Annotated in this window: 21 protein-coding genes and 1 riboswitch; of the genes, 19 read left to right on the forward strand and 2 right to left on the reverse strand. The window is 47.2% G+C overall.

Annotated elements, in window-relative coordinates; translation table 11 throughout:
• Positions 1-241: 241 nt before the first annotated feature.
• The 6 genes from MKY99_RS06195 (at position 242) to MKY99_RS06220 (ending at position 5957) form a co-directional block, all read left to right on the forward strand.
• Positions 242-826, forward strand: coding sequence for a TetR/AcrR family transcriptional regulator (locus tag MKY99_RS06195; protein WP_339269333.1), 585 nt, complete (start codon positions 242-244; stop codon positions 824-826).
• Between the two features lie 7 nt (positions 827-833).
• Complete coding sequence (gene map, locus MKY99_RS06200) at positions 834-1580, forward strand: type I methionyl aminopeptidase (protein ID WP_339269334.1); 747 nt, start codon at positions 834-836, stop codon at positions 1578-1580.
• 260 nt (positions 1581-1840) lie between these two features.
• Complete coding sequence (locus MKY99_RS06205) at positions 1841-2929, forward strand: threonine-phosphate decarboxylase (RefSeq protein ID WP_339269336.1); 1089 nt, start codon at positions 1841-1843, stop codon at positions 2927-2929.
• Between the two features lie 574 nt (positions 2930-3503).
• Positions 3504-4283: an adenosylcobinamide amidohydrolase gene (locus MKY99_RS06210; protein ID WP_339269338.1), complete on the forward strand. Its 780-nt coding sequence runs from the start codon at positions 3504-3506 to the stop codon at positions 4281-4283.
• A 49-nt stretch (positions 4284-4332) separates the two neighbouring features.
• Positions 4333-5292, forward strand: coding sequence for an adenosylcobinamide-phosphate synthase CbiB (gene cbiB / locus MKY99_RS06215; RefSeq protein WP_339269340.1), 960 nt, complete (start codon positions 4333-4335; stop codon positions 5290-5292).
• Complete coding sequence (locus tag MKY99_RS06220; protein WP_339269342.1) at positions 5277-5957, forward strand: histidine phosphatase family protein; 681 nt, start codon at positions 5277-5279, stop codon at positions 5955-5957. The genes cbiB and MKY99_RS06220 overlap by 16 nt, the downstream gene beginning before the upstream one ends.
• A gap of 106 nt (positions 5958-6063) precedes the next feature.
• Here the strand turns inward: MKY99_RS06220 and catA are convergent, their stop codons facing one another.
• The gene (gene catA, locus MKY99_RS06225) at positions 6064-6723 is read right to left on the reverse strand and encodes a type A chloramphenicol O-acetyltransferase (protein WP_076298268.1); all 660 of its coding nucleotides are present in this window, start codon (positions 6721-6723) and stop codon (positions 6064-6066) included.
• Between the two features lie 177 nt (positions 6724-6900).
• Between catA and MKY99_RS06230 the strand changes: the two genes are divergently transcribed.
• The 8 genes from MKY99_RS06230 (at position 6901) to MKY99_RS06265 (ending at position 14150) form a co-directional block, all read left to right on the forward strand.
• Complete coding sequence (locus tag MKY99_RS06230) at positions 6901-7437, forward strand: ATP-binding protein (protein ID WP_042185621.1); 537 nt, start codon at positions 6901-6903, stop codon at positions 7435-7437.
• Positions 7438-7562: 125 nt separating this feature from the next.
• Entirely contained in the window at positions 7563-9014 is a 1452-nt protein-coding gene (locus tag MKY99_RS06235) for a PLP-dependent aminotransferase family protein (RefSeq protein WP_042185623.1), read from the forward strand.
• Positions 9015-9033: 19 nt separating this feature from the next.
• Positions 9034-9966: a D-alanine--D-alanine ligase gene (locus MKY99_RS06240; RefSeq protein ID WP_339271515.1), complete on the forward strand. Its 933-nt coding sequence runs from the start codon at positions 9034-9036 to the stop codon at positions 9964-9966.
• Positions 9959-11122 (forward strand): aminotransferase class I/II-fold pyridoxal phosphate-dependent enzyme, encoded by a 1164-nt coding sequence (locus MKY99_RS06245; RefSeq protein ID WP_339269344.1) that lies wholly within the window; start codon positions 9959-9961, stop codon positions 11120-11122. Before MKY99_RS06240 ends, MKY99_RS06245 begins: the two co-directional genes overlap by 8 nt.
• Before the next feature lie 92 nt (positions 11123-11214).
• Positions 11215-12276, forward strand: coding sequence for a nicotinate-nucleotide--dimethylbenzimidazole phosphoribosyltransferase (cobT, locus tag MKY99_RS06250; protein ID WP_339269346.1), 1062 nt, complete (start codon positions 11215-11217; stop codon positions 12274-12276).
• The gene (gene cobU, locus MKY99_RS06255; RefSeq protein WP_076284100.1) at positions 12273-12821 is read left to right on the forward strand and encodes a bifunctional adenosylcobinamide kinase/adenosylcobinamide-phosphate guanylyltransferase; all 549 of its coding nucleotides are present in this window, start codon (positions 12273-12275) and stop codon (positions 12819-12821) included. Before cobT ends, cobU begins: the two co-directional genes overlap by 4 nt.
• A complete protein-coding gene (gene cobS / locus MKY99_RS06260) occupies positions 12818-13633 on the forward strand; it encodes an adenosylcobinamide-GDP ribazoletransferase (protein ID WP_339269348.1) in 816 nt (271 codons plus the stop codon). The genes cobU and cobS overlap by 4 nt, the downstream gene beginning before the upstream one ends.
• Before the next feature lie 190 nt (positions 13634-13823).
• Positions 13824-14150, forward strand: a complete 327-nt coding sequence (locus MKY99_RS06265; protein ID WP_339269350.1) for a YnfA family protein — start codon at positions 13824-13826, stop codon at positions 14148-14150.
• A gap of 58 nt (positions 14151-14208) precedes the next feature.
• Here MKY99_RS06265 and MKY99_RS06270 read toward each other — a convergent pair whose 3' ends face one another.
• Positions 14209-15897, reverse strand: coding sequence for a methyl-accepting chemotaxis protein (locus MKY99_RS06270; RefSeq protein WP_042185629.1), 1689 nt, complete (start codon positions 15895-15897; stop codon positions 14209-14211).
• Positions 15898-16240: 343 nt separating this feature from the next.
• Positions 16241-16286, forward strand: a riboswitch (PreQ1 riboswitch).
• A 10-nt stretch (positions 16287-16296) separates the two neighbouring features.
• Between MKY99_RS06270 and MKY99_RS06275 the strand changes: the two genes are divergently transcribed.
• The 5 genes from MKY99_RS06275 (at position 16297) to MKY99_RS06295 (ending at position 20563) form a co-directional block, all read left to right on the forward strand.
• A complete protein-coding gene (locus MKY99_RS06275) occupies positions 16297-17010 on the forward strand; it encodes a queuosine precursor transporter (protein WP_042185630.1) in 714 nt (237 codons plus the stop codon).
• A gap of 209 nt (positions 17011-17219) precedes the next feature.
• Positions 17220-18701, forward strand: a complete 1482-nt coding sequence (locus MKY99_RS06280; protein ID WP_339269353.1) for an AMP-binding protein — start codon at positions 17220-17222, stop codon at positions 18699-18701.
• The gene (locus MKY99_RS06285; protein WP_339269354.1) at positions 18698-19849 is read left to right on the forward strand and encodes a thiolase family protein; all 1152 of its coding nucleotides are present in this window, start codon (positions 18698-18700) and stop codon (positions 19847-19849) included. The genes MKY99_RS06280 and MKY99_RS06285 overlap by 4 nt, the downstream gene beginning before the upstream one ends.
• Positions 19846-20247 carry a MaoC family dehydratase N-terminal domain-containing protein gene (locus MKY99_RS06290; protein WP_339269355.1) on the forward strand — a complete coding sequence of 134 codons (402 nt, stop codon included), beginning with the start codon at positions 19846-19848 and terminating at the stop codon, positions 20245-20247. Before MKY99_RS06285 ends, MKY99_RS06290 begins: the two co-directional genes overlap by 4 nt.
• Positions 20222-20563 (forward strand): MaoC family dehydratase, encoded by a 342-nt coding sequence (locus tag MKY99_RS06295; RefSeq protein WP_339269357.1) that lies wholly within the window; start codon positions 20222-20224, stop codon positions 20561-20563. Before MKY99_RS06290 ends, MKY99_RS06295 begins: the two co-directional genes overlap by 26 nt.
• Positions 20564-20565 lie beyond the last annotated feature (2 nt).

Below are 20565 nucleotides of genomic sequence, written 5' to 3' on the forward strand. Positions count from 1 at the left end.
TTTTAAACCAAAAGCAGTTTTTTAACAAAAGAGATCGCTTCGTGTTTCGGTGGAAATAAAGTATTAGACTAGATTCGTTGAATGATTGCGATTTTTAAATTGAAGAATTTCCAGCGCTCAGTCTTATTGTTAAGTACTTCATTATATCGAAAATCAAGAAATCTTTTGCATTTTTTCAGCCCATGGGTTACTATTTTTTATATTGACAAATTTGCAGGTCTAAATAAGGAGGTTACACGTTATGTGCCCCCGTACCAAAGAACAAAATGAGCTCATACGCATACAGCGCAAAGAACAGATCCTGGACGTCGCCGCGCGCTCCTACTTTCGCACGGGCGGCAGCTTTGATATTCGCGACGTCGCCCGCGAGGCAGGTCTTGGTTACGGCACAGTATACCATTATTATCCCAACCGGCATTTATTAATAGAAGATGTGTTAGAAAGCGGATTTGAGCGATGTGAGCAAGTTATCGCCAAATGGGCGAACATCAGCGGCAGCCCACCGGATGACAGGCAGTTGTTGATGTATTGTAAAGCGCTGCTCCAGCTGTGGCAGTCGGACGCCCGTGCATATCTCGTCTACAAAATGGCGGCGGAACATTATGTAGGCTTGTCTGAAAGGGATCGACACCACGCCAAGAGACGGTTTATGGAACGCCTTTACGTTCCACTCCAATCGATCGCCCAGTGTGAAGACGACAGCGTCGACCATATGCTTGCCGTGCTGGTCGGTTGCTGTGGGCTGCACTACTATGCGAGCAATTCTGATCTGAACGTCGATCGAATCGCCCGACTCGCTATCCAAGCTATTACGAAGGGGTCCTGATACGAACATGGTCATTTTAAAAAGCAAGCATGAAATTGAGGCTATCCGCAAGGCATGCCAAGTGGTGGCTGAATGTCATCGTACAATCGCCCCGCTTATCAAACCGGGTATTACCACCAACGAGATTGAGCGCATATTCGAGGACATTATGTTGAAGCACGGCGCAAAGCCATACCAGAAAGGCTATAAGGGCTATCAATATGCGACCTGTGCCTCCGCCAACGATGTAATCGCGCATGGCTTCCCTAACAATAAGCCACTTGAGGAAGGCGATATCGTGACGATCGACACGGTCGCTGAGCTCGATGGCTGGCTCGGCGATTCGGCCTGGAGTTATGCGGTAGGGCAGATCTCGCCGATGGCCGAGAAGTTGATGCGTGTCACGAAGGAATGTCTTGATCTGGGCATCGAGCAGGCTCAGCCCGGCAATCGACTCGGCGATGTGACGAGCGCGATTCAGCGGCATGCGGAATCACACGGTTTCGGCGTCGTGCGCGACCTTCTCGCTCATGGCATCGGCCGCGACCTGCACGAGGAGCCGACTTATATGCATGTCGGCAAGCCTGGAAAAGGCCCCCGTATCAAGGAAGGTATGGTGTTCACGATTGAGCCCATGATCACCGAAGGTACCTACTTGATGACAATCGATCCGGACGGCTGGACCGCACGGACGATGGACAACAAGCTCGCCGCCCAATACGAGCATACGATCGCCATCACGGCTGAAGGTCCACAAATTTTGACCGCGCAATAGAAAAAAATTAGAAGTCGACCAACGAAATGGTCGACTTCTTTTTTTCGGGTTCGGGGACAGCGTGTCCGTAGATCTGATGAGGCTGCCAGTCTAGAACTTTATTATCTTTTGACATCTCGTAGATTTTAATGTCGATTTGAGGCAAACGGGTATTCAGGTGATTCCTTTAGTGAGCATTGACGTAATCCCGGTAAAGACGCAATAATGGTGGCAATGAGATACATATCGAACAAACGAAAGTGGATAGAGGGAGTGTAAATATGCTTGAAAAATACGGCCACGGCGGTGATTTGCTAACAGCTGCGGAACTTTATGAGGAGGCTGGTGGCACATTTCTTGATTTCAGTGCAAACATCAATCCTATCGGGCCTCCGCCAGCCGTCTTAGAGCTACTTAGAACAGCATTGTCTACGGTGGTTGCCTACCCTGACCCTGGACATCGGCGCTTCAAAAGTCTGCTAGCAAAGGACCTTGGTATACATAGTAGTTGGTTGACAGTAGGCAACGGAGCCGCAGAATCTATGGCATTGTTGCTGCTTGCGATTGCTCCGCAAAAGGTAGGTATCGTAGAACCTTGTTTTTCTGAGTACCGGCAGCTATCTGTGCAATTCGGTGCAGAAGTATTATCTGTTCAGGGGACAAGGGAACAGCACTTCCAAGCTGGAGTGAACGAGATTGCCGGGTTGCTGGAGAAGGTTGATCTGCTGTTCCTTGGCCAGCCGAACAACCCTAATGGCGTTCAGTATAGTGTGGATGAGCTGCGCTGGTTAGCGCAGAAGGCTGAAAGCTACGGGACGTATTTGGCTGTGGATGAAGCCTTTATTGATTTTATTCCAGAAGCAGAACGAAATACGCTTTTGCCGGATCTGGATCAGTTTCCGCATACGATTTTGGTGCGGTCGATGACGAAATTTTATGCGATTCCCGGACTACGTCTCGGGTTTGCCATTTCGCATCCGGCGCTGGCAAAGGCGATGACCGGAAAGCAGGTTACCTGGAGCGTGAATGGTTTGGCGCTGCTGGCGGGCGAAGCCTGCCTTGAGTGTGGGCACGAGTATGGACGTCGCACACGCGAACTGATCGCCACTGAACGGGAGCTGCTGCGTCAAGCCCTTATGCAGCTAGGCTGCGAAGTGCCGCCAGGCGAAGCCAACTTTCTGCTCTGTGGCCTGCCTTCGCCGTGGAGTGCGGCTGAGATGCAGACCCGTCTTGGGCGTGTCGGTATACTGGTGCGCAGCTGTGCCATGTACCCCGGTCTAGGAGGCGAGCATATCCGAGTAGCCGTTAAGGGACATGAGGATAATGTCCGGCTGCTAAAACAGATGAAGGAAATTCTGGCGGATAAGTGAACTGTGTAGCTTAGAGGGCAGCGGGTTTGCTGTTAAAGTGTCTGGTGTAGCGCAGGGGGATGGGAGTCTACTGTAAGTGACAATCGCGGCGTAGAGAAGGCAGGGATTCTAATGAATAAGTGACTCAAGTGCCGCAGAAGGAGCGATTTGATACCGGATAGTGGGCTTCAGCTCGCATGCTTAGGGTTGTGACAAAGTTTGGTGAGATAGCTTCTGATGGACATCCTCCAAAGTGCATTCGTTGTATTTCGTACAACAGAACTCGCTTTGCTGGCGTAACAATTCGATTCTATAGCACTGTGTACAATAGAAATTTGGAAAATGATGCGAATTAGGTTTTTACGTGACATTCTATTGCAAGAAATACAGCAGAATGGCTTTTGCCAGTAAATCTAACTGAATCTGTTGTATAAAGTGCAATAGATGGGTGAGGGACGGCTGTTAAGGTAGAAATCGGAGTATGTGTTGGAGTAGATTTTAGAGCAGATAGTCATTTGCTGAGATAGAGAATTAGGTAGTTTCTAAGTGAGGCGGTTGGGGAAGTACAGGCGCGACCGCGAAGCTGATTGGATGAATGGATAAAAGTAATGTGCTGTGGAAGGAGCAAGATCGATATATGGTGCAAATAAAGATTCCATTTAACCTCGCAGGAGGCGTAAAAGAGTACCATTCGGCCATCTGGCCAGGGCTTGCTTTACAGTGGAAGGGAAACCATCTGCTACTAGAGCTACCTGCTGAAGCAGATGGTTTATCGAGTGCGTTCTATGGTGGAGGAATGAATCGGCTAGAGAGGGCCGTCAATTTATATGTTGACCGCAATTATGAATGTAGTGATCCTGTTCAGGATATGGAGAATAAGCTCCGCGAGTGGGGTTATTCAATGTCTGGCTGTGCCGGTCTGATGACGGCAGTACCGCTAGAGCATGCAGCGGTAGCTGAGGAAGACACAGGCTCAGCGGGTATTTTTGTTTGTGTTACTGCCGCCGCAGGAAATGCTGCGCGCGCGGGTGTGGAACGCAATGTGCTGGCTGTTTATCGCCCGGGTACGATTAACATAATGCTAGGTATTGATGGCCGCCTGACACCGGCGGCCATGGTCAATGCTGTGCAGACAGCTGTCGAAGCCAAAGCTGCTGCACTGGCAGACCTCGGGATTACCGATCCCGAGAATGGCCTGATCGCTACCGGAACAACTACAGATGCGATAGTGCTCGCTGTGAGCCAAAGTGGGCGATACAAGGCAGAGCATGTTTACGCCGGAACCGCTACCGACCTTGGTGGTGCAATCGGACGCCTTGTATACAGCGCAGTGACGGGCAGCTTGCTGTCGGTGCAGGCAAGGAAGGACAGCTAATGAGAATGGATTGCTGGAGAAACAGAAGATTGTTCAGAGGTGATCGCCTGTGACAATCGCTTTAGTACTGCTTGCGGCTTATGTAATTGATCGGATCGTAGGTGATCCGCGTAGCTTGCCCCATCCCGTAATTGGTATGGGCAAAGCAATCACGGCTCTGGAGCGGGCGATCCGTCGTTTATGGTCCCACCCGCAAAGCCTGCGCAGAGCAGGGGTGTTACTTCCGCTATGTGTGGCGGGTGGTGCTTGGGCACTGACAGCCATTCTGCTATGGCTGCTGTCATATATCTCACCGTGGCTCGTCTGGATAGCCGAGGCTTGGTTGATTTCAACCACGATTGCCTCCAAGGGACTAAAGGATGCAGGAATGGCAGTGTACGTGGAATTGCAGAAGGGCGATATCCCTGCTGCCCGCAAGGCGTTGGGGATGATCGTGGGGCGTGATACGACTTCGCTAGATTCCCCGGAAATTGTGCGCGGCACGGTAGAGACTGTAGCAGAGAATATCGTCGATGCGATTATTTCTCCATTGTTCTATGCGCTCATCGGTGGTGCGCCGCTTGCTATGGCTTATAGAGCAGTAAATACACTCGATTCCATGGTGGGATATAAGAATGATAAATACCGAGATCTCGGCTGGGCATCCGCTCGGCTTGATGATGTTGCCAACTTCATTCCAGCACGGATTACGGCATTGCTCTTGGCACTGTGTGCATGGCTGCTTCGTCTGGATTGGCGCAATTGTCTACAAATGGTGAAGAGGGATGCGCGTCTCCATCCAAGCCCAAATAGCGGCTATCCAGAATCCGCTGTTGCGGGCGCACTTGGTATCCGTCTCGGAGGAGAGAACGTCTATCATGGTGTCGCTTCTTTCCGAGCCTATATGGGTGATCCGGTACGAGCGATGGAGCCGGACGATATTATTCAGACCTCGCGGATGATGATGCTTTCCTCTTCAATTTTTGTAGGCTTATGCGCGGTGGTGGCATGGATATGGATCGGGGGCTAATGCTAGACATGGAGTTTCCTTCTATAGAGCTAGAATTAGTACTTGTTCGCCACGGGCAAACTCAGTGGAATGCTGAGCATCGTTACTTAGGACATTCGGATCTCCCGTTGCTATCTAGTGCAGTAGAGCAGCTATCTCAGCTTAAGCAGCAGTCTGAAGTATCGAATGATTTTTGGTGTGTATTTTGCAGCGATTTGCTTAGATGTCGGGAGACTCTAGCTTACATTTCTCCTTCTTTAGAGAAGGTGGCTGTCTACGATCCGCGTCTGCGCGAAATGAATTTTGGAGCTTTCGAAGGCTGGACTTATGAGGAATTGAAGGATAACTCACTATATAGAAGGTGGATTGATAATCCTTCCACAGTTACACCACCGGATGGTGAAACATGGGCGCAGTTTGACGAACGGTTGCGTAGCTTCCTGTCAGATCTGGGGCGAGGGGCTGAGGATACATTTGTGCAGGCTGCAATTAGTGAAAAAAAGGCTGAGGTAATAACAAACAGGGTATTGGTAGTCACACATGGTGGTGTTATTCGGAATTTCCTTGCACAGTTAATTCCTGGTGTCACATTCTACAGCGCAGTTGCACCTTCTCCGGGAACAGCAATGGTACTCAGGCTATTTTGGCGGAACGGGCAATGGTCGGCAGATATTTCGGGAGATTGATGAGAAAATCAAATGAAAAAAAGGGTTCCACATATTAGTCATACCTAATATGTGGAACCCTTTATGTTTAAACTATCGTTCGCCCTCAGCAGAATAAAGTGGATAATTAGATGTTAGGTAACCATTCCTTATAGGTATCTGCACGTGATTGCAATTCATTATACAACATGCTGGCATGGTAACCGTCGCACACGGCATGGTGGAATTGCCCCGATATTGGTAATAGTATTTTTTTGTCTTGATGAAAATATTTTCCTATAGTAAAGATGGGAAGTAGGAAGGTTCCCTCGTTATACACGTTCAGGTTAAAGCTCGTGAAGCTGACCCACGGAATACTAGAAATAGGGAAGGTGTTCGGTGGTTCGTTTGCTTTAGCGATAAATTGTTTCACGCTTCCGTACATTTTCATATCATCCAAATAACGGTTATAGAAATCATTAAACTTTTCACCGTATGAAGTCCAGATGCTTGAAAAAGTCTTATCATCATCATGGAAAATTGTAAAACTAGGTGACATGCTATCCCAATAACCTAATCTACCTTCAGAATCAAAGCATGTGCGGAATTCACTATGACGGTTCACCACCGTAGTTATCATGTGGATTAGTGCTGGGTACAGCTTAATTCCCTTATGCTTAAGCTCTGATAGTAGAAGGGTGATATCAATATTTGCGGTCATGCTATAGGTGCATCTGACATTGTTTAAATAATGTTCAAAATAGGGTTTTCTACTCCAGTTATCAATGACAATCGGGTTAAAAATCATTTATTATGACCTCCTAAAATTATTTCATTTTTCATTTTAGGAGGTCTGCTGGACTGATTTCACCATATCCTTATCACAATCCTTTGAGAAAGTATTTTGTAACGATGAGTATACCATCATCATCGCCGTAATTAAAAATATATTTACTAGATCAAGTGGAAGGAAGATGCATTTATTATGTTGAGTGAAAAGTTGGTTATTGAAAAATTGCTTCAGCAAAAGCGTACGAGTGTTGCTTCCATCGTAGTAATGATGTGCGGTGTAGCGGGGTCGGGTAAAACAACCTTTGCTAAAAAGCTGGAGAAAGAGGGATTCGCCAGACTTTCGATAGATGAAGATATTTGGGCCACGCACGGACGTTTCGGGGTGGATTATCCAGAGCAGAATTATGAGTCCTATAAAGAAGAGTCGGAGATAAAGCTGCGGGGGGAGCTGGTGAATCTGCTTCAGGCAAAACATCATGTTGTCATCGATTTCAGCTTCTGGCAACGTCAGAGACGGAACGATTACAAGCAACTTATTGAGAGTTATGGTGGCGTGTGGGAACTGATTCACTTAAAAATTCAGCCAGATGAATTGCGTCAGAGACTGCTTATCCGGAGTGAACGTTTTGACGCTAATGCCGCATTTCCGATTACTGAGGACATACTAACCCGGTTTTTAAATGGTTTTGAGATCCCTGCTGGAGAAGGGGAGCTTGTGATCGAAGCATAGATCTATAACTTGATTTTTTGGGCATTTGTCCTCTCATAGAACCACAGCCGGATTAAAATCCCATGGCTGTGGTTCTTTTTTTAAGCGAGTGATTGTGCCATGATAGTCATGGGGGCGATTGAGAGATGTTTAAGGATTTTAAGCTCATAGCCGGACGGCCGGTGTATATACAAATTAAAGACTATATGAAGCACTTAATCATAAAAGGCGGTCTGCAAGGCAATCAAAAGCTGCCCTCCACACGAGAACTCAGCACATTGCTTAAGGTTAGCCGCAACTCCGTAATCTCTGCTTATGCAGAGCTTGAGGATGATGGATTTGCGTATGCCGTGCAGGGTCAGGGAAGTTATGTGGCACCTACACCTCCCGGCAGTGAAACAATCTCTTCCTGGACGATGGACTGGAAGACGCGTATCAATGATCATGCGCGGCTGGCGGAGGATCTGGATATCATGAAGCGCGGCATACGAGCGGAGAAGGGGACGATCTCCTTCACGAGCATCGCACCTGATGAGAGTCTTTTTGATCTAGATAATGTGAAACGCTCCTTTATGGATCGTATGTCGGTGGAAGGCAATGTCTTACTAAATTATGGATATGCCAAAGGGTATAAGCCTTTAATAGACTATTTGAAGCAGTACATGGAGCACAAAGGCGTTGAAATGAAAGGCAAGGATATATTGATCACCAATGGCTTTACAGAGGGATTCGATATTGTATTGTCTGCACTTAGCAAAAAGAATGGTTCGGTCATCTGTGAGAATCCAACGCATCATACGGCGATCAAAAATCTGAAGTTGAATGGCTTTGAGATCACCGGGATTCCTATGGAGCGTGATGGGATTGATCTGGTTGAGCTGGAGAAGGCATTGCAGGAGCAAGCTTTTGACTGTGCCTACTTTGTCCCCTCTTATCATAATCCGACCGGCATTGTAATGTCTCCCGAGAAAAGACAGAGGCTAATGAAGCTGATGAACCGGTACCAAATACCAGTGATCGAGGATGGTTTTAACGAGGAGTTACGCTATTCGGGCTCACATGTGGCTCCACTTATCGCAGCAGCAGGGAGCGGCAACAGCGTGATCTATCTAGGTAGCTTCTCAAAGGTATTATTTCCGGGACTACGCGTAGGCTGGGTGCTGGCAGACCAGGAGCTGATCTATTCTCTCGAAAGCGTCAAGCGCGCACGTACCATTCATACCTCGACGCTGGATCAATCCATTTTGTATCAGTACTTATTAGGTGGCCATTTAGAGAAGTATTTGAAAAAAGCCAGAGCGGAATATAAACGAAAATATGAATTAACCCTGCAATGCTGTAAGGAGTTTATTCCTTATACGGCGTTATCAGGGGATGGCGGATTGCATCTTTTTGTAACCTTCGCGGAGGGCTTTAATACAAGGACGCTGCTGGCGGCCTGCCATGAACAAGGGGTTATTTTTACAGCAGGAGATATATTCTTCACAGACGGTAAAGGTCAAAATACGATACGGATCGGTTTCTCCAGAGTGACGGATGAGGATATCCGCAAGGGGATCGAGATTATTGGCAGAACAGCACGACAACTAATGGGATAAAGAGGTGCTTGAGATGAAGATGAAGGTAGGCGTAATTATGGGCGGGGTGTCCTCAGAGTATGAGGTATCCATGAATAGCGGTAGAGAGATTTTGAAGAATCTAGATCCCAATAAATATGAGGTTACTCCAATAGTGATCACCAAGCGTGAAGAGCTTATTGAGCAGGCAAAAGGAATCGATATCGCGCTGCTTGCGCTCCACGGAGCTTACGGAGAGGACGGTACGGTTCAGGGGACGCTGGAGACGATGGGGATTCCTTATACGGGTAGTGGCGTTTTGTCTAGCAGCATTTGTATGGATAAAGATCTTTCCAAAAAGCTTATGCGCTGCTCAGGCGTCAATACGGCGGATTGGCTGTGCTGGGATAGTATGAAGGATTATTCTCAAGAAGCCGTAGAGCGGATTGGATATCCTGTTATGGTGAAGCCATGTGCAGGCGGTTCGAGTATTGGTATGGAAAAGGTGAGCAGCAGCGAGGAGCTGTTGAGCGCAGTAGAGAAGGCTTTTGCTTGTGATCAGTCGATTCTGATCGAGAGCTACATTCAAGGCCAGGAAATTACTTGCTCTATTCTAAATGGAGAGATGCTGCCCGTTTTGGGAATCACCTCGGCGCATGCGGAGTGGTTCGATTACAGTGCGAAATACGAAGATGGCGGGGCAGACGAACGGGTCATTGATCTACCAGCTGAGGTGTATGAGCGAGTACGTGATGCAGCCTTAACTTGCTACAAAACACTAAAATGCAGCGTGTACGCAAGGGTGGATATGCTCATTAAGGATGGTATTCCATATGTGCTGGAGGTGAACACATTACCGGGCATGACGAAGGCGAGTCTTTTACCAAAAAGCGCGCAAGCGGCAGGTTACACCTTCAGCGGACTGCTGGACGAGATCATTTCCCTTTCCCTAACAGAAAAGAGCCCGAAAGAAGAGGTGCTCAGTCATGCATAATGAATGGATTACTCCGCGTGTACGGGAGATTGCTCCCTCGGGGATTCGGGCTTTTTTTGACCTAAGTACAGGGAATCAGGATATTATATCGCTTGGTGTAGGCGAGCCTGATTTCGTTACACCGGAGCATGTAAGAGCTGCCTGTATTCGTGCTTTGAATAATGGGGAGACGATGTATACACCAAATTCCGGCTTGTTGGAGCTTAGAGAAGAGATTGCCTCTTATCTGCACACAAGCTTCAATCTCCGCTATGAGCCAACTAACGAGATTATGGTTACAGTGGGAAGCAGTGAAGCCGTGGATTTGGCTCTGCGGGCCTTTATTACACCCGGGGATGAGATTATCGTCCCTTCTCCGAGCTATATTGCGTATTCGCCGATTACTCATTTGAACGGTGGGATTACGGTAGAGGTTGAATCTTCAGCCGAGCAGGGTTTTAAGCTTACTCCTGAAGCGTTGCGGCAGGTGATTACCCCGCGTTCCAAGATTCTTATGGTGAATTTTCCGACTAATCCTACAGGAGCAGTAATGACTTATGAGGATTGGCTACCCATTGCACAGATTGTAAAAGAGAATAACTTACTTGTCATTTCAGATGAAATCTATGCCGAGTTAACCTATGATAGTCAGCATGTCAGTATTGCCTCCCTTCCTGGGATGTTGGAACGAACGATTGTCATTAGTGGCTTCTCCAAAGCTTTTGCGATGACTGGCTGGAGAGTGGGTTATGCTTGTGGTGATCACGAATTAATTGCTGCGATGCTCAAAATCCATCAGTACACTGCGATGTGTGCTCCGATACTAGGTCAAATCGCTGCCATTGAATCACTGCGGAACGGTATGGAGCATAAGGACCACATGAAACGATGCTTTGATGAGCGAAGAAAGCTGCTGGTTAGTGGATTTCGATCTATTGGTTTACCTTGCCACGAGCCGGAGGGTGCATTTTATGTCTTTCCTTCCATCGCTAATACCGGAATGAAGTCAGAGAATTTCGCTTTGCAGCTGCTCAAGGAGGTTGGTGTTGCTGCGGTTCCGGGGCATGTGTTTGGAGCGGGTGGAGAAGGGTATATTCGCTGCTCTTATGCAGCATCCCTACAAAAATTGACGGAAGCGCTGGAGAGAATCGAAGGATTTATGAAAGTGAAGTTGTAATTCTAGTGGTCCCCATCTATCATAGATGGGGGCTTTTCTGTGTAGATAAGATAGAATAGGTTATACGGATCTATTTAATTGGAGGTTAAATTATGATTTCAACTATTCAAGAAGTAATTAAACGAATCACACCGGCTGATGAACAGTCTTTCCTAAAAGCGGAGCACCGCCTGAACATTCTAACCAAACCGCCAGGCAGCCTGGGACAATTGGAGACCTTGGCCGTTAAGCTCGCCGGAATTTCGGGTACGGAGCAGCCTAGTTTCACCAAACGAACGGTAGTTGTGATGGCTGCCGATCACGGTGTATGCTGCGAGGGAGTTAGTGCATTTCCACAGGAAGTCACAATGCAGATGGCCTATAATTTTCTCAGCGGAGGAGCGGCTGTGAATGTACTGGCACGCCAAGCTGGTGCTGAGGTGAAGTTCGTTGATATCGGTGTTAACGGCGATCTTAGTCATGAAGATTTGATTGATCGTAAAGTGCGCCGAGGAACGGATAATATAGCCGTGGGACCTGCGATGAGTCGTGAGGAAGCGATGAGTGCTATGCTTGTAGGTATAAGAATCGCACAAGAAGCGATTGAGAACGGGACAGAGATTTTTATTACAGGTGAAATGGGCATTGGGAATACAACGGCTAGCGCAGCCATTCTGTGTGCTCTAAAAGGAATAGCACCTGAAGTAGCCGTTGGAAGAGGAACGGGAATCGATGATGAACGTCTACTACATAAGATTGCAGTTGTGGAACGCGCTTTAAAGGTGAATCAACCGAATCCGGCAGATCCGCTGGATGTATTGTCCAAAGTAGGGGGACTGGAAATCGCCGGTTTGACGGGTCTGATTCTTGGCGCAGCTGCTGCCAGGGTACCTGTCATTTTGGATGGTTTTATTTCGGGTGCGGCAGCTCTTGTAGCGAAGGCGCTTGCGCCAGAATCCATTGCTTATATGATAGGCTCCCATCTATCAGGAGAACAAGGACATAAGCTGATGCTGGAGCGGCTTGGGCTTGAACCGTTGTTTAACCTGGGTCTTCGTTTGGGTGAAGGAACTGGAGGCGTATTGTCCCTTCATTTAATTGAGGCGATATGCCGCATTTTGAGCGAAATGGCCACCTTTGAAAGTGCAGGCATCTCTGGAGCTGGGAAACAATGAGTATTCTTGTAACGGGAGGGGCGCGTAGCGGGAAAAGTGGCTTTGCAGAAAAACTGATGTCGTCACTGGCAGATCAGGCCTTCTATGTTGCAACCGGACAAGCGTTTGATGATGAAATGAATGAACGGATTGCACTGCATCAGCAACAGCGCTCGCAAAGCGGATATGCTTGGGAGACGTTAGAGGAGCCTTATGATTTGCCAGATCTTCTTAAGCGTTTATCTGGTGAAAAGGCGGTTCTCGTAGATTGTCTAACGTTGTGGTTATCGAATGTACTGCTAGCCATGGAAGGATTTACGGATAGGCAAGAGTTGATTGAGAGCGAGATTACAAGACTTGAAGACAGTGTACGCACATTTCAAGGAAATCTCATTTTGGTCACTAATGAGGTTGGAGACGGTATTGTTCCGGAGTATGCGCTTGGCCGATTGTACCGTGATCTGGCAGGACGTATGAACGCGCTGCTTGCTCGGCAATGCGAGCAGGTTTTTTTAGTGACTGCTGGCATTCCAATTGAACTCAAGAGCAGGGAGTATCGTTTATGAGGGAGCGCAGGGATGCTGCCGCGGCTGCCTTTCAGTTTTTGTCCCGGTTTCCTGTAAAGAGTGACCCTGGATTTTCTCCTGAGCTGCTGCGCCGAAGTGTAATGTTCTATCCCGTGGTGGGTGCAGCTATCGGACTTTGCGTAGCTGCTGGGGCAGCTTTGACGGGATTGATTTTACCAGCTTGGCCAGCCGCCGTCATTACCCTCATTCTATGGGTAGGACTCACCGGAGGTCTGCACCTCGATGGTTGGATGGACAGTGCGGATGGTCTGCTAAGCTACCGACCGAGGGAACGGATCCTGGAGATTATGAAGGATAGCCGTGTGGGTGCGATGGGTGTGCTCGCCTGCGTGCTGCTCTTGCTGTTAAAGGCCTCTTTAGTGGCAGCATTAATCGAAGGCTACGCCTATTACGAGCTACCACTGCTCTTGCTGCCAGCGATCTGGAGCCGCTGGTATATGGTGCGGGCAATGGTGCGTTATCCCATTGCCCGCGGGAACGAGGGGCTGGCCGCGAGCTTCGCCGGCCTCGCTCCCTCGCATGAGCGGCGCGCGCTGGCGATAGCCGCGCTGCTCTCGCTAGCCGCAGCCGGTGCGCCTCTGGCGCTCGGCGCGGGCTTAGCCGCGTGGCCGCTGCATCTGGCGGCAGCGTTACTGCTGCCAGATGCGGCCTTGGCCAGCGGCACCGTTGCTGCGCGGCGGATTAGCAGCCGGCTCGGCGGGCTCACCGGCGATGTGTATGGCGCGCTGAATGAGCTGCTAGAGGCTGTGCTCCTACTAGTATTAGTGCTGCTCCAGCACAATTTCATGTGAGTGGCTCCTGCGGGTGACGCATAGTAGCCAGCTGGCTCAATCTGTTTATATCCACTGCTGATGCTTGTGGGTCCAGTTGTTTGGTGGCCCGGATGCTTGCTTGTACACATACTTGCTAACCGTGATGACGTTGTATCATATTTTGCGAATCATTTGATATTTTTAGAGTTTAATAGGAAAGAGGGATGACATGGTTGCTGCCATTCTACTATTTGTAATTGCCGGCCTTGCTGAGATCGGAGGCGGATACTTAGTATGGTTATGGCTAAGAGAATCAAGACCTCTCTGGTACGGTTTGGTAGGTTCTTTGATTCTGATAAGCTATGGCATCATCCCTACGTTGCAGAAGTTTCCGTCCTTCGGAAGAGTGTACGCAGCCTACGGCGGGGTGTTTATCGTGCTCGCTGTGTTATGGGGCTGGCTAGTAGACAAGAAAACACCCGATGTATATGACTGGGTTGGTGCTGGTATTTGTGTGATCGGCGTTTCGGTCATTCTTTGGGCGCCGAGACACTAACAAAACAACCCGTTCAACACTTTCGTGTGAACGGGTTGTTTTTATTTAAGCCTAAGCTTTAGATCTTAAATTGTTGCACAGCTTCCTGAAGCTTCTTAGCCTGCTCATATAGATGCTGCACGGTTACTGCATGTCCTTCAAGCTCTATACGTTGGCGCTCGGAGTTCTCGGATAGTGTGTCCGCACTTTCTTGGGATCTTGAAGTGATTTGTGCGGTTTCCTCGACGGAAGCACTAACTTCTTCTGTACTTGCTGAGATTTGCTGCGTAGCCGCAGATACGGATTGAATATTCTGATTGATGCTTTGGATCAGAATCAGAAGGTGATTGAAGGCATCGCCCGCTTCTGCCACCTTGCCTACCCCGGAGGCTACCTCAGAATTCACATGGTTCATCTCAGTAACGGAGCGATTCATATCTTCCTGAAGTCCGAGTAGGAAATCACGAATCTGCTCATTCGCATTACGGGATTGTTCGGAAAGCTTGCGTACTTCTCCGGCAACCACGGCAAAGCCGCGTCCATGTTCTCCTGCACGTGCTGCTTCGATCGAAGCATTGAGCGACAGCATTTGGATTTGCTTCGTAATTTCAGTAATGCTATGAACGACTTCTCCGATCATTACTGAACGTTCATTCATAACTTGTAATTGCTCCAGCGACTGCAGGGAGGCACGTTCAACATGGCGCATTTGCAGAACGGCACTTTGGGCAATCTCATTACCGCCAATCGCTTCAGCGGAAGCTTCACTGATCTGCTCAGTGACTTCGGTGGCTGCTGAAGCAATATGCTGAATGCCGAAATTGATTTCTTCCATAGCTTTTGAATTATCTAGAGCGCTGCTCGCGATGGTCGTACTACCTTTGCCAATTTCTACAACAGATGTACTAGAGTGGTCTGCCATTTCATTTAAGACCTCAACACGTTCTCTTAAAGAATTGGAATCGGTGACCACAGTATTTGAGGTGACGAGTACATGTCCAATCATTTCTTTTAAGCGCAGGGTCATTGCTTGGAAGCTTCTGGACAGTTGAGCTACCTCATCACTGCCTTTAACCGTTAATTCCTCTGTGAAATCTCCCTCTGCGAGACGGGCACTGTAAGCTGCAAGCTTTGAGATAGGACGAGTAATCCGCATACTCATAAACCAGGCACCAGTTGAGCCTATGATCAGCGTTAGCAGAGTGATCCCGGCACTGGTCCACAGAATACTGTCTGTTTTTTCTTGAATAAAGCTTACATCACTGCTGATTCCGATAACCATCGTACTTCCGGGAATTCCGATATAAGCTGACTTATGTACACCATGCGAGTCCTTGTATGTATCGCTTAGTCCGCTCTTTCCTTTAAGAGCTTGCTGCATTGCAGAGGACACCTTAACAATTTCCTCCGGCTTTAATTTTGCATCATGATCTACGGACAGAACCTCAGCTTCCTTGCCTTTTAGATTGAGTAGAAAAATAGTCTCAACCCCATGCTGCTTTCTCTTATCCTGAAAATAGAATTCAAGATTGGTGGCTGCTTGTTCGTTCTTCTTTAGTGCTTGCTGAGCATGCATTGTATTTATATTCTTATATACGTCCTGAGCAGCTGCAGTTAGAATTTGATTGATTTGTGGCATGACATAGCTGTTGAAAATACTGGTGGATATAAAGTAGAAGCTGGTACTTAACAAAAGAGACGTGAGTAATAGAACTACAAATAATAAACGCGTAAATCTGCGACTGATCGACTGCTTGAAACGAAACATATTGTTCTCCCCCTTTTTATGGGCAGCGAAGCCCCATTTCTTTATATCCCTACCGACTGCTATTGACTGGCAACCTGCAATATATTCCATAGTTATGTAATATATCAACTAAATGGATCGGGAATGAAGTGTTTGATACTATTCTATAGAATTAACCTCTGGATGAATAGTGAAAGTTTTAGTTTATATAGCATATTTTTCTGAAAAAGATGAATTATTACTGACACTTTTATTTTTAGTTAATAAAAATGGGTATAAATACCCATTTCATAAATTGTTTATTTTTATGGATTGTTTGACGACAGTGTGATAGAGTATTAATGTTTTGTTCCAAAACTTAATGTAAGCCGCGGTTCGTAACCATCCCGCGTAAACAAAACTAGGAGGAGTTTAAGCAATATGTTTAATTTGATGTGGGGAGTTTTATTTGTTATTGTCAATTTTGCTTTTTTTCTACTCTGTTACCGCCTGTTCGGCAAAAGTGGAATGTATGCCTGGGTAGGTATCGCTACTGTAATTGCAAACATTCAGGTAGCTAAGACGATTGCTATGCCATTTGATATCGTGATGACACTCGGAAATACGATGTATGTCACTTTGTATATGACCAGCGATTTGCTTAATGAGAAGTATGGAAGAGCAGAAGCACGTAAAGCGGTTTGGTTTGGCTTCTTCACCTTGCTTATGACGACAGTCATTATGCAAATGGTACTAGTATTTAAGCCGCAAGAGACCGATATTGCTCAGTCTTCTTTGGAGACGATCTTTGGTCTGATGCCTCGACTAGCGTTGGGTAGTCTAACTGCTTACTTCATTAGTCAGTTCCTAGACGTTCGGTTGTACTCCTGGATTCGCAAATATTACAGCACTTCAAGTCAGTTGTGGATTCGTTCCAACGGCAGTACGATGGTTAGCTCCTTTGTGGATACACTAATCTTCTGTACCATTGCATTTGCTGGGTTGTATAACTGGAGTGTGTGGTTTGAAATTTTGCTTACAACGTATCTAGCGAAATTCTTACTAACCGCAGTAAGCACACCTATCTTATATATCGCCCGAACTTTTACTTTTGCTGAAGATGGAATACCATCATCCGCTCATAAGAAGGAATAAACAACAATACAGCCAGCGCGTACCGATCATAATCGATGCGCGCTGTTTGATTTTTCCAGTCGTAAGAGGGCTTAATCGTTCCATATAAATATGTACATAAAATTAATATAAAGCTAAAATAAGCTATCGTAGCCATTCTAATTGTATCCCGAGCGAAGAGAGTGTACATAATCGGTAGTCACAGAAATTACGAATAGGTGTGGTGAAGGATGAATCTAGTAGTTCCTATACTGCGTCATGCAGCACAGCAGCCCGACAGCATTGCCTTAACCCATGACCAAGCAACGCATACCTATGCAACATTAGTGCAAGCGATGCGGAGAATTGCCAATGGTCTACAGCAAAAGGGCCTTAAGCATGACAAAATCGCTATTTTATCTACGAATCGCATTGAATTTGTCGAGGTTTTCTTGGGGGCTATTTATGCAGGTTGTGTTCCCATTCCTTTAGATCCCAAGTGGAGTGCAAATGAACTGCGGGTTATTATAGAGCAGTGCCAGCCGACAATGATTTTTGCCGAGCCGGAAGCTGCACAGAATTTGGTCTTCAAGGACCAAGCCATCCCAACGCTGACTTTTTCAAATGAACGAACAGGTTCCTATGATCAGTGGTTGAAGGCTCTGAAGCCAGAAGCTGAATTGGATGAGACGAATGAGTTATTATTTATCGGCTTTACTTCAGGCACAACGGGGCTCCCCAAAGGATATATGCGTACCCATTTATCGTGGTTAAAGAGCTTTGAGGTATCGAGTGCTGCCTTTGAATTGAACTCTATGAGTGATGTTTTAGCACCGGGTCCGTTTGTGCATTCGCTGTCCTTGTTCGCTGTAATGCAGAGTCTGTATGGTGGAGCAAACTTTCATATTACGCAAAAATTTAGCGCCACACAGGTGTTAGAGCTGTGCAGGCAGATTCCGGGTGTGGTGTTGTTTGTTGTACCGACAATGCTTGAATCCATGATGCAGCAGGCTGTTCCTGGGCAGACGCAGATTGATGCGATTATTAGCTCAGGTGCAAAGTGGTCGGAGTTGTCCAAAAAAAGGGGCATAGAAGTGTTCGCTGGAGCGCGTCTCTATGAATCCTATGGTTCCTCAGAAGCGAGTTATATTAGTTATTTGGATGTTCTGGAAGAGCATAATCCGAACTCTGTAGGCAAGCCCTATCCCGGAGTGCAAATTTCCATTTGTAATGAAGAGTTCCGTGAAGTCCCTACGGGGGAGATTGGGCAGTTATATGTGCGAAGTGATATGATATTTCTAGGCTACCATCAATTGCCGAAGGAGACCGCAGCAGCTTTTCGAGAGGGATGGCTTGTGTTGGAGGATTATGTTTATCAGGATGAAGCTGGTTATTTATATCTGGCGGGTCGCTTGAAAAATAGAATCATCTCCGGTGGGCTGAACGTTTATCCAGAGGAAATAGAGCGAGTACTGGAGCATCTTCCGGAAATACAAGAAGTAATGGTGCTTGGCATCCCTGACGATTATTGGGGAGAACAGCTGGCAGTCCTCGTGAAATGGAATGGTGAAAAACATTTATCTATAGACGAAATAAAGAATTATTGTCGCCAGTATTTAGCAAGTTACAAAGCGCCGAAGCTGCTGCTGACAGTTGATGAGTTTATCTATACAAGCAGTGGAAAAATTGCCCGGCAAGCGATGAAAGACTATGTGAAAAGAGCGATGCTATGATAGAAGCAGTAATTGTTATGGCAAAACGTACACCGATTGGCAGGATGGGCGGCTTATTAAGTACATTTGAGCCGGAAGCATTACTGGCACCGCTTATTCAGCATATTGTGGCAGAGACGAACCTGCCCGTCGATATGATCGATGATGTGATTATTGGAAATGTGGTCGGTCCGGGTGGAAATATTGCCCGGGTAGCTGCGCTTGAAGCGGGACTGCCTGTTTCGGTTCCGGGCGTTACTGTGGATCGGCAGTGCGGTTCTGGGCTAGAGGCCATTAATATAGCAGCACGGCTTATTCAAAGTGGCGCAGGTGAGATTTATTTAGCGGGCGGTGTTGAGAGCACGAGTCGTGCCCCTTGGAAAATGGCTAAGCCTCAAACCTTGATGGGGGTTCCGCAGCTATATACCCGTGCTCATTTTACACCTAGCGCTTACGGTGATCCGGATATGGGAATTGCTGCGGAAAATGTAGCGCGGAAGTATGGGATTTCGCGAGAAGAGCAGGATCAATATGCCTTGAAAAGCCATCAGAAGGCCGTTCATGCTCAGCAAAGTGGTAGGTTTCAGCAGGAGATTGTACCTCTTCTGGTTGAGGGGGAGTGGGTGAACACCGACGAATGTCCAAGGGCTAATACGAGCCTGGACAAGCTGCGAAAGCTACCTTCAATCTTTGAAGAAAAGGGTACTGTCACCGCTGGAAATGCCTGTCCTATTAATGATGGTGGGGCGCTTCTATTAATGATGTCCCGTGAGAAATGTCGGCAACTCAAGCTTAAACCTATCCTGCGTGTCGTAGATGCGCAAGCAGCAGGTGTAGATCCGAATTATTTAGGTATGGGCCCAGTTCCAGCTGTACAAAAGGTGTTACATCGTCAACAGCTGACCATAGCCGATTTAGATATCGTAGAGTTTAATGAAGCCTTTGCTTCGCAAGTTCTAGCCTCACTGAATGAGCTTCAGATCCCACAGGAAAAGGTCAATCTTGGAGGAGGCGCATTAGCTATCGGTCATCCTTATGGGGCGTCCGGAGCTATTTTAATGACGCGTTTATGTGCTGAAATGCAGCATACGCCTTATAAAAGGGGACTTGCCACTTTGGGTATTGGCGGCGGGTTGGGGCTGGCAACGCTTGTGGAGATTACGGAATGAACAGTGTCCGACATCAGATTCTTATGACTGCTGAGTGGATATCGGATTACGCACAGAGTATTGAGGCACCCGTGCAGACGACTAATGGCAATCTGATTGCTCCTTCTACGATGCCAATTATTTTTTGGCAAGCCTTCGAAATTCCTTGGCTTAGCAAGGGAGAGCCTTTGCTTCACGGTACTCAGAAATTCTCATATCAAGCTCCGATTACGGCAGGGATGACGTTAGATTGTGAATTAGCATTAACGAGCAAGGTGCAAAAAGATGGCCGGCAAGGCAAGCTGACCTTTTACACACATACGCTGGTTTGTAAATGTGAAGGCGAGCTTATAGTCACCGCAGAAACGGTGTTAATTCGGGTAGGTGATGAACATGATGAGAAAATGCATAACGGCTGAGGCTATCCGGCAATATGCAGCAGCTTCCCAAGATCTGGCCGCTATTCATCTAGATGAGGATGCTGCAGCTGAGGCTGGATTTAAGCGGCCCATTGCGCATGGGATGTATCTAATGGGATTAGCCCAATCCTTATATATCGAGGCGCATCAGGCACAGTGGATCACTCAATATGATATGAAATTTCATAAGCCTATAGAGGTCGATAATGTCGTGATTTTTGATTTTTCGGAGGATGACTGCATGGTTAAAGTGACCCTTACAACAGAAGCTGGCGATGTTATTGCTTCGGGGGCTTTTTCAGTGAAAGAGGTGTAGTG

Source organism: Paenibacillus sp. FSL R5-0470 (assembly GCF_037975205.1).
Classification (GTDB): domain Bacteria; phylum Bacillota; class Bacilli; order Paenibacillales; family Paenibacillaceae; genus Paenibacillus_AQ.

Coding starts and splice junctions, on each gene's coding strand:
- MKY99_RS06195 (WP_339269333.1), top strand. CDS start 242: ATGTGCCCCCGTACCAAAGAACAAAATGAGCTCATACGCATACAGCGC.
- map (WP_339269334.1), top strand. CDS start 834: ATGGTCATTTTAAAAAGCAAGCATGAAATTGAGGCTATCCGCAAGGCA.
- MKY99_RS06205 (WP_339269336.1), top strand. CDS start 1,841: ATGCTTGAAAAATACGGCCACGGCGGTGATTTGCTAACAGCTGCGGAA.
- MKY99_RS06210 (WP_339269338.1), top strand. CDS start 3,504: ATGGATAAAAGTAATGTGCTGTGGAAGGAGCAAGATCGATATATGGTG.
- MKY99_RS06220 (WP_339269342.1), top strand. CDS start 5,277: ATGGATCGGGGGCTAATGCTAGACATGGAGTTTCCTTCTATAGAGCTA.
- catA (WP_076298268.1), bottom strand. CDS start 6,723: ATGATTTTTAACCCGATTGTCATTGATAACTGGAGTAGAAAACCCTAT.
- MKY99_RS06230 (WP_042185621.1), top strand. CDS start 6,901: ATGTTGAGTGAAAAGTTGGTTATTGAAAAATTGCTTCAGCAAAAGCGT.
- MKY99_RS06235 (WP_042185623.1), top strand. CDS start 7,563: ATGTTTAAGGATTTTAAGCTCATAGCCGGACGGCCGGTGTATATACAA.
- MKY99_RS06240 (WP_339271515.1), top strand. CDS start 9,034: ATGAAGGTAGGCGTAATTATGGGCGGGGTGTCCTCAGAGTATGAGGTA.
- MKY99_RS06245 (WP_339269344.1), top strand. CDS start 9,959: ATGCATAATGAATGGATTACTCCGCGTGTACGGGAGATTGCTCCCTCG.
- cobT (WP_339269346.1), top strand. CDS start 11,215: ATGATTTCAACTATTCAAGAAGTAATTAAACGAATCACACCGGCTGAT.
- cobU (WP_076284100.1), top strand. CDS start 12,273: ATGAGTATTCTTGTAACGGGAGGGGCGCGTAGCGGGAAAAGTGGCTTT.
- cobS (WP_339269348.1), top strand. CDS start 12,818: ATGAGGGAGCGCAGGGATGCTGCCGCGGCTGCCTTTCAGTTTTTGTCC.
- MKY99_RS06265 (WP_339269350.1), top strand. CDS start 13,824: ATGGTTGCTGCCATTCTACTATTTGTAATTGCCGGCCTTGCTGAGATC.
- MKY99_RS06270 (WP_042185629.1), bottom strand. CDS start 15,897: ATGTTTCGTTTCAAGCAGTCGATCAGTCGCAGATTTACGCGTTTATTA.
- MKY99_RS06275 (WP_042185630.1), top strand. CDS start 16,297: ATGTTTAATTTGATGTGGGGAGTTTTATTTGTTATTGTCAATTTTGCT.
- MKY99_RS06280 (WP_339269353.1), top strand. CDS start 17,220: ATGAATCTAGTAGTTCCTATACTGCGTCATGCAGCACAGCAGCCCGAC.
- MKY99_RS06285 (WP_339269354.1), top strand. CDS start 18,698: ATGATAGAAGCAGTAATTGTTATGGCAAAACGTACACCGATTGGCAGG.
- MKY99_RS06290 (WP_339269355.1), top strand. CDS start 19,846: ATGAACAGTGTCCGACATCAGATTCTTATGACTGCTGAGTGGATATCG.
- MKY99_RS06295 (WP_339269357.1), top strand. CDS start 20,222: ATGATGAGAAAATGCATAACGGCTGAGGCTATCCGGCAATATGCAGCA.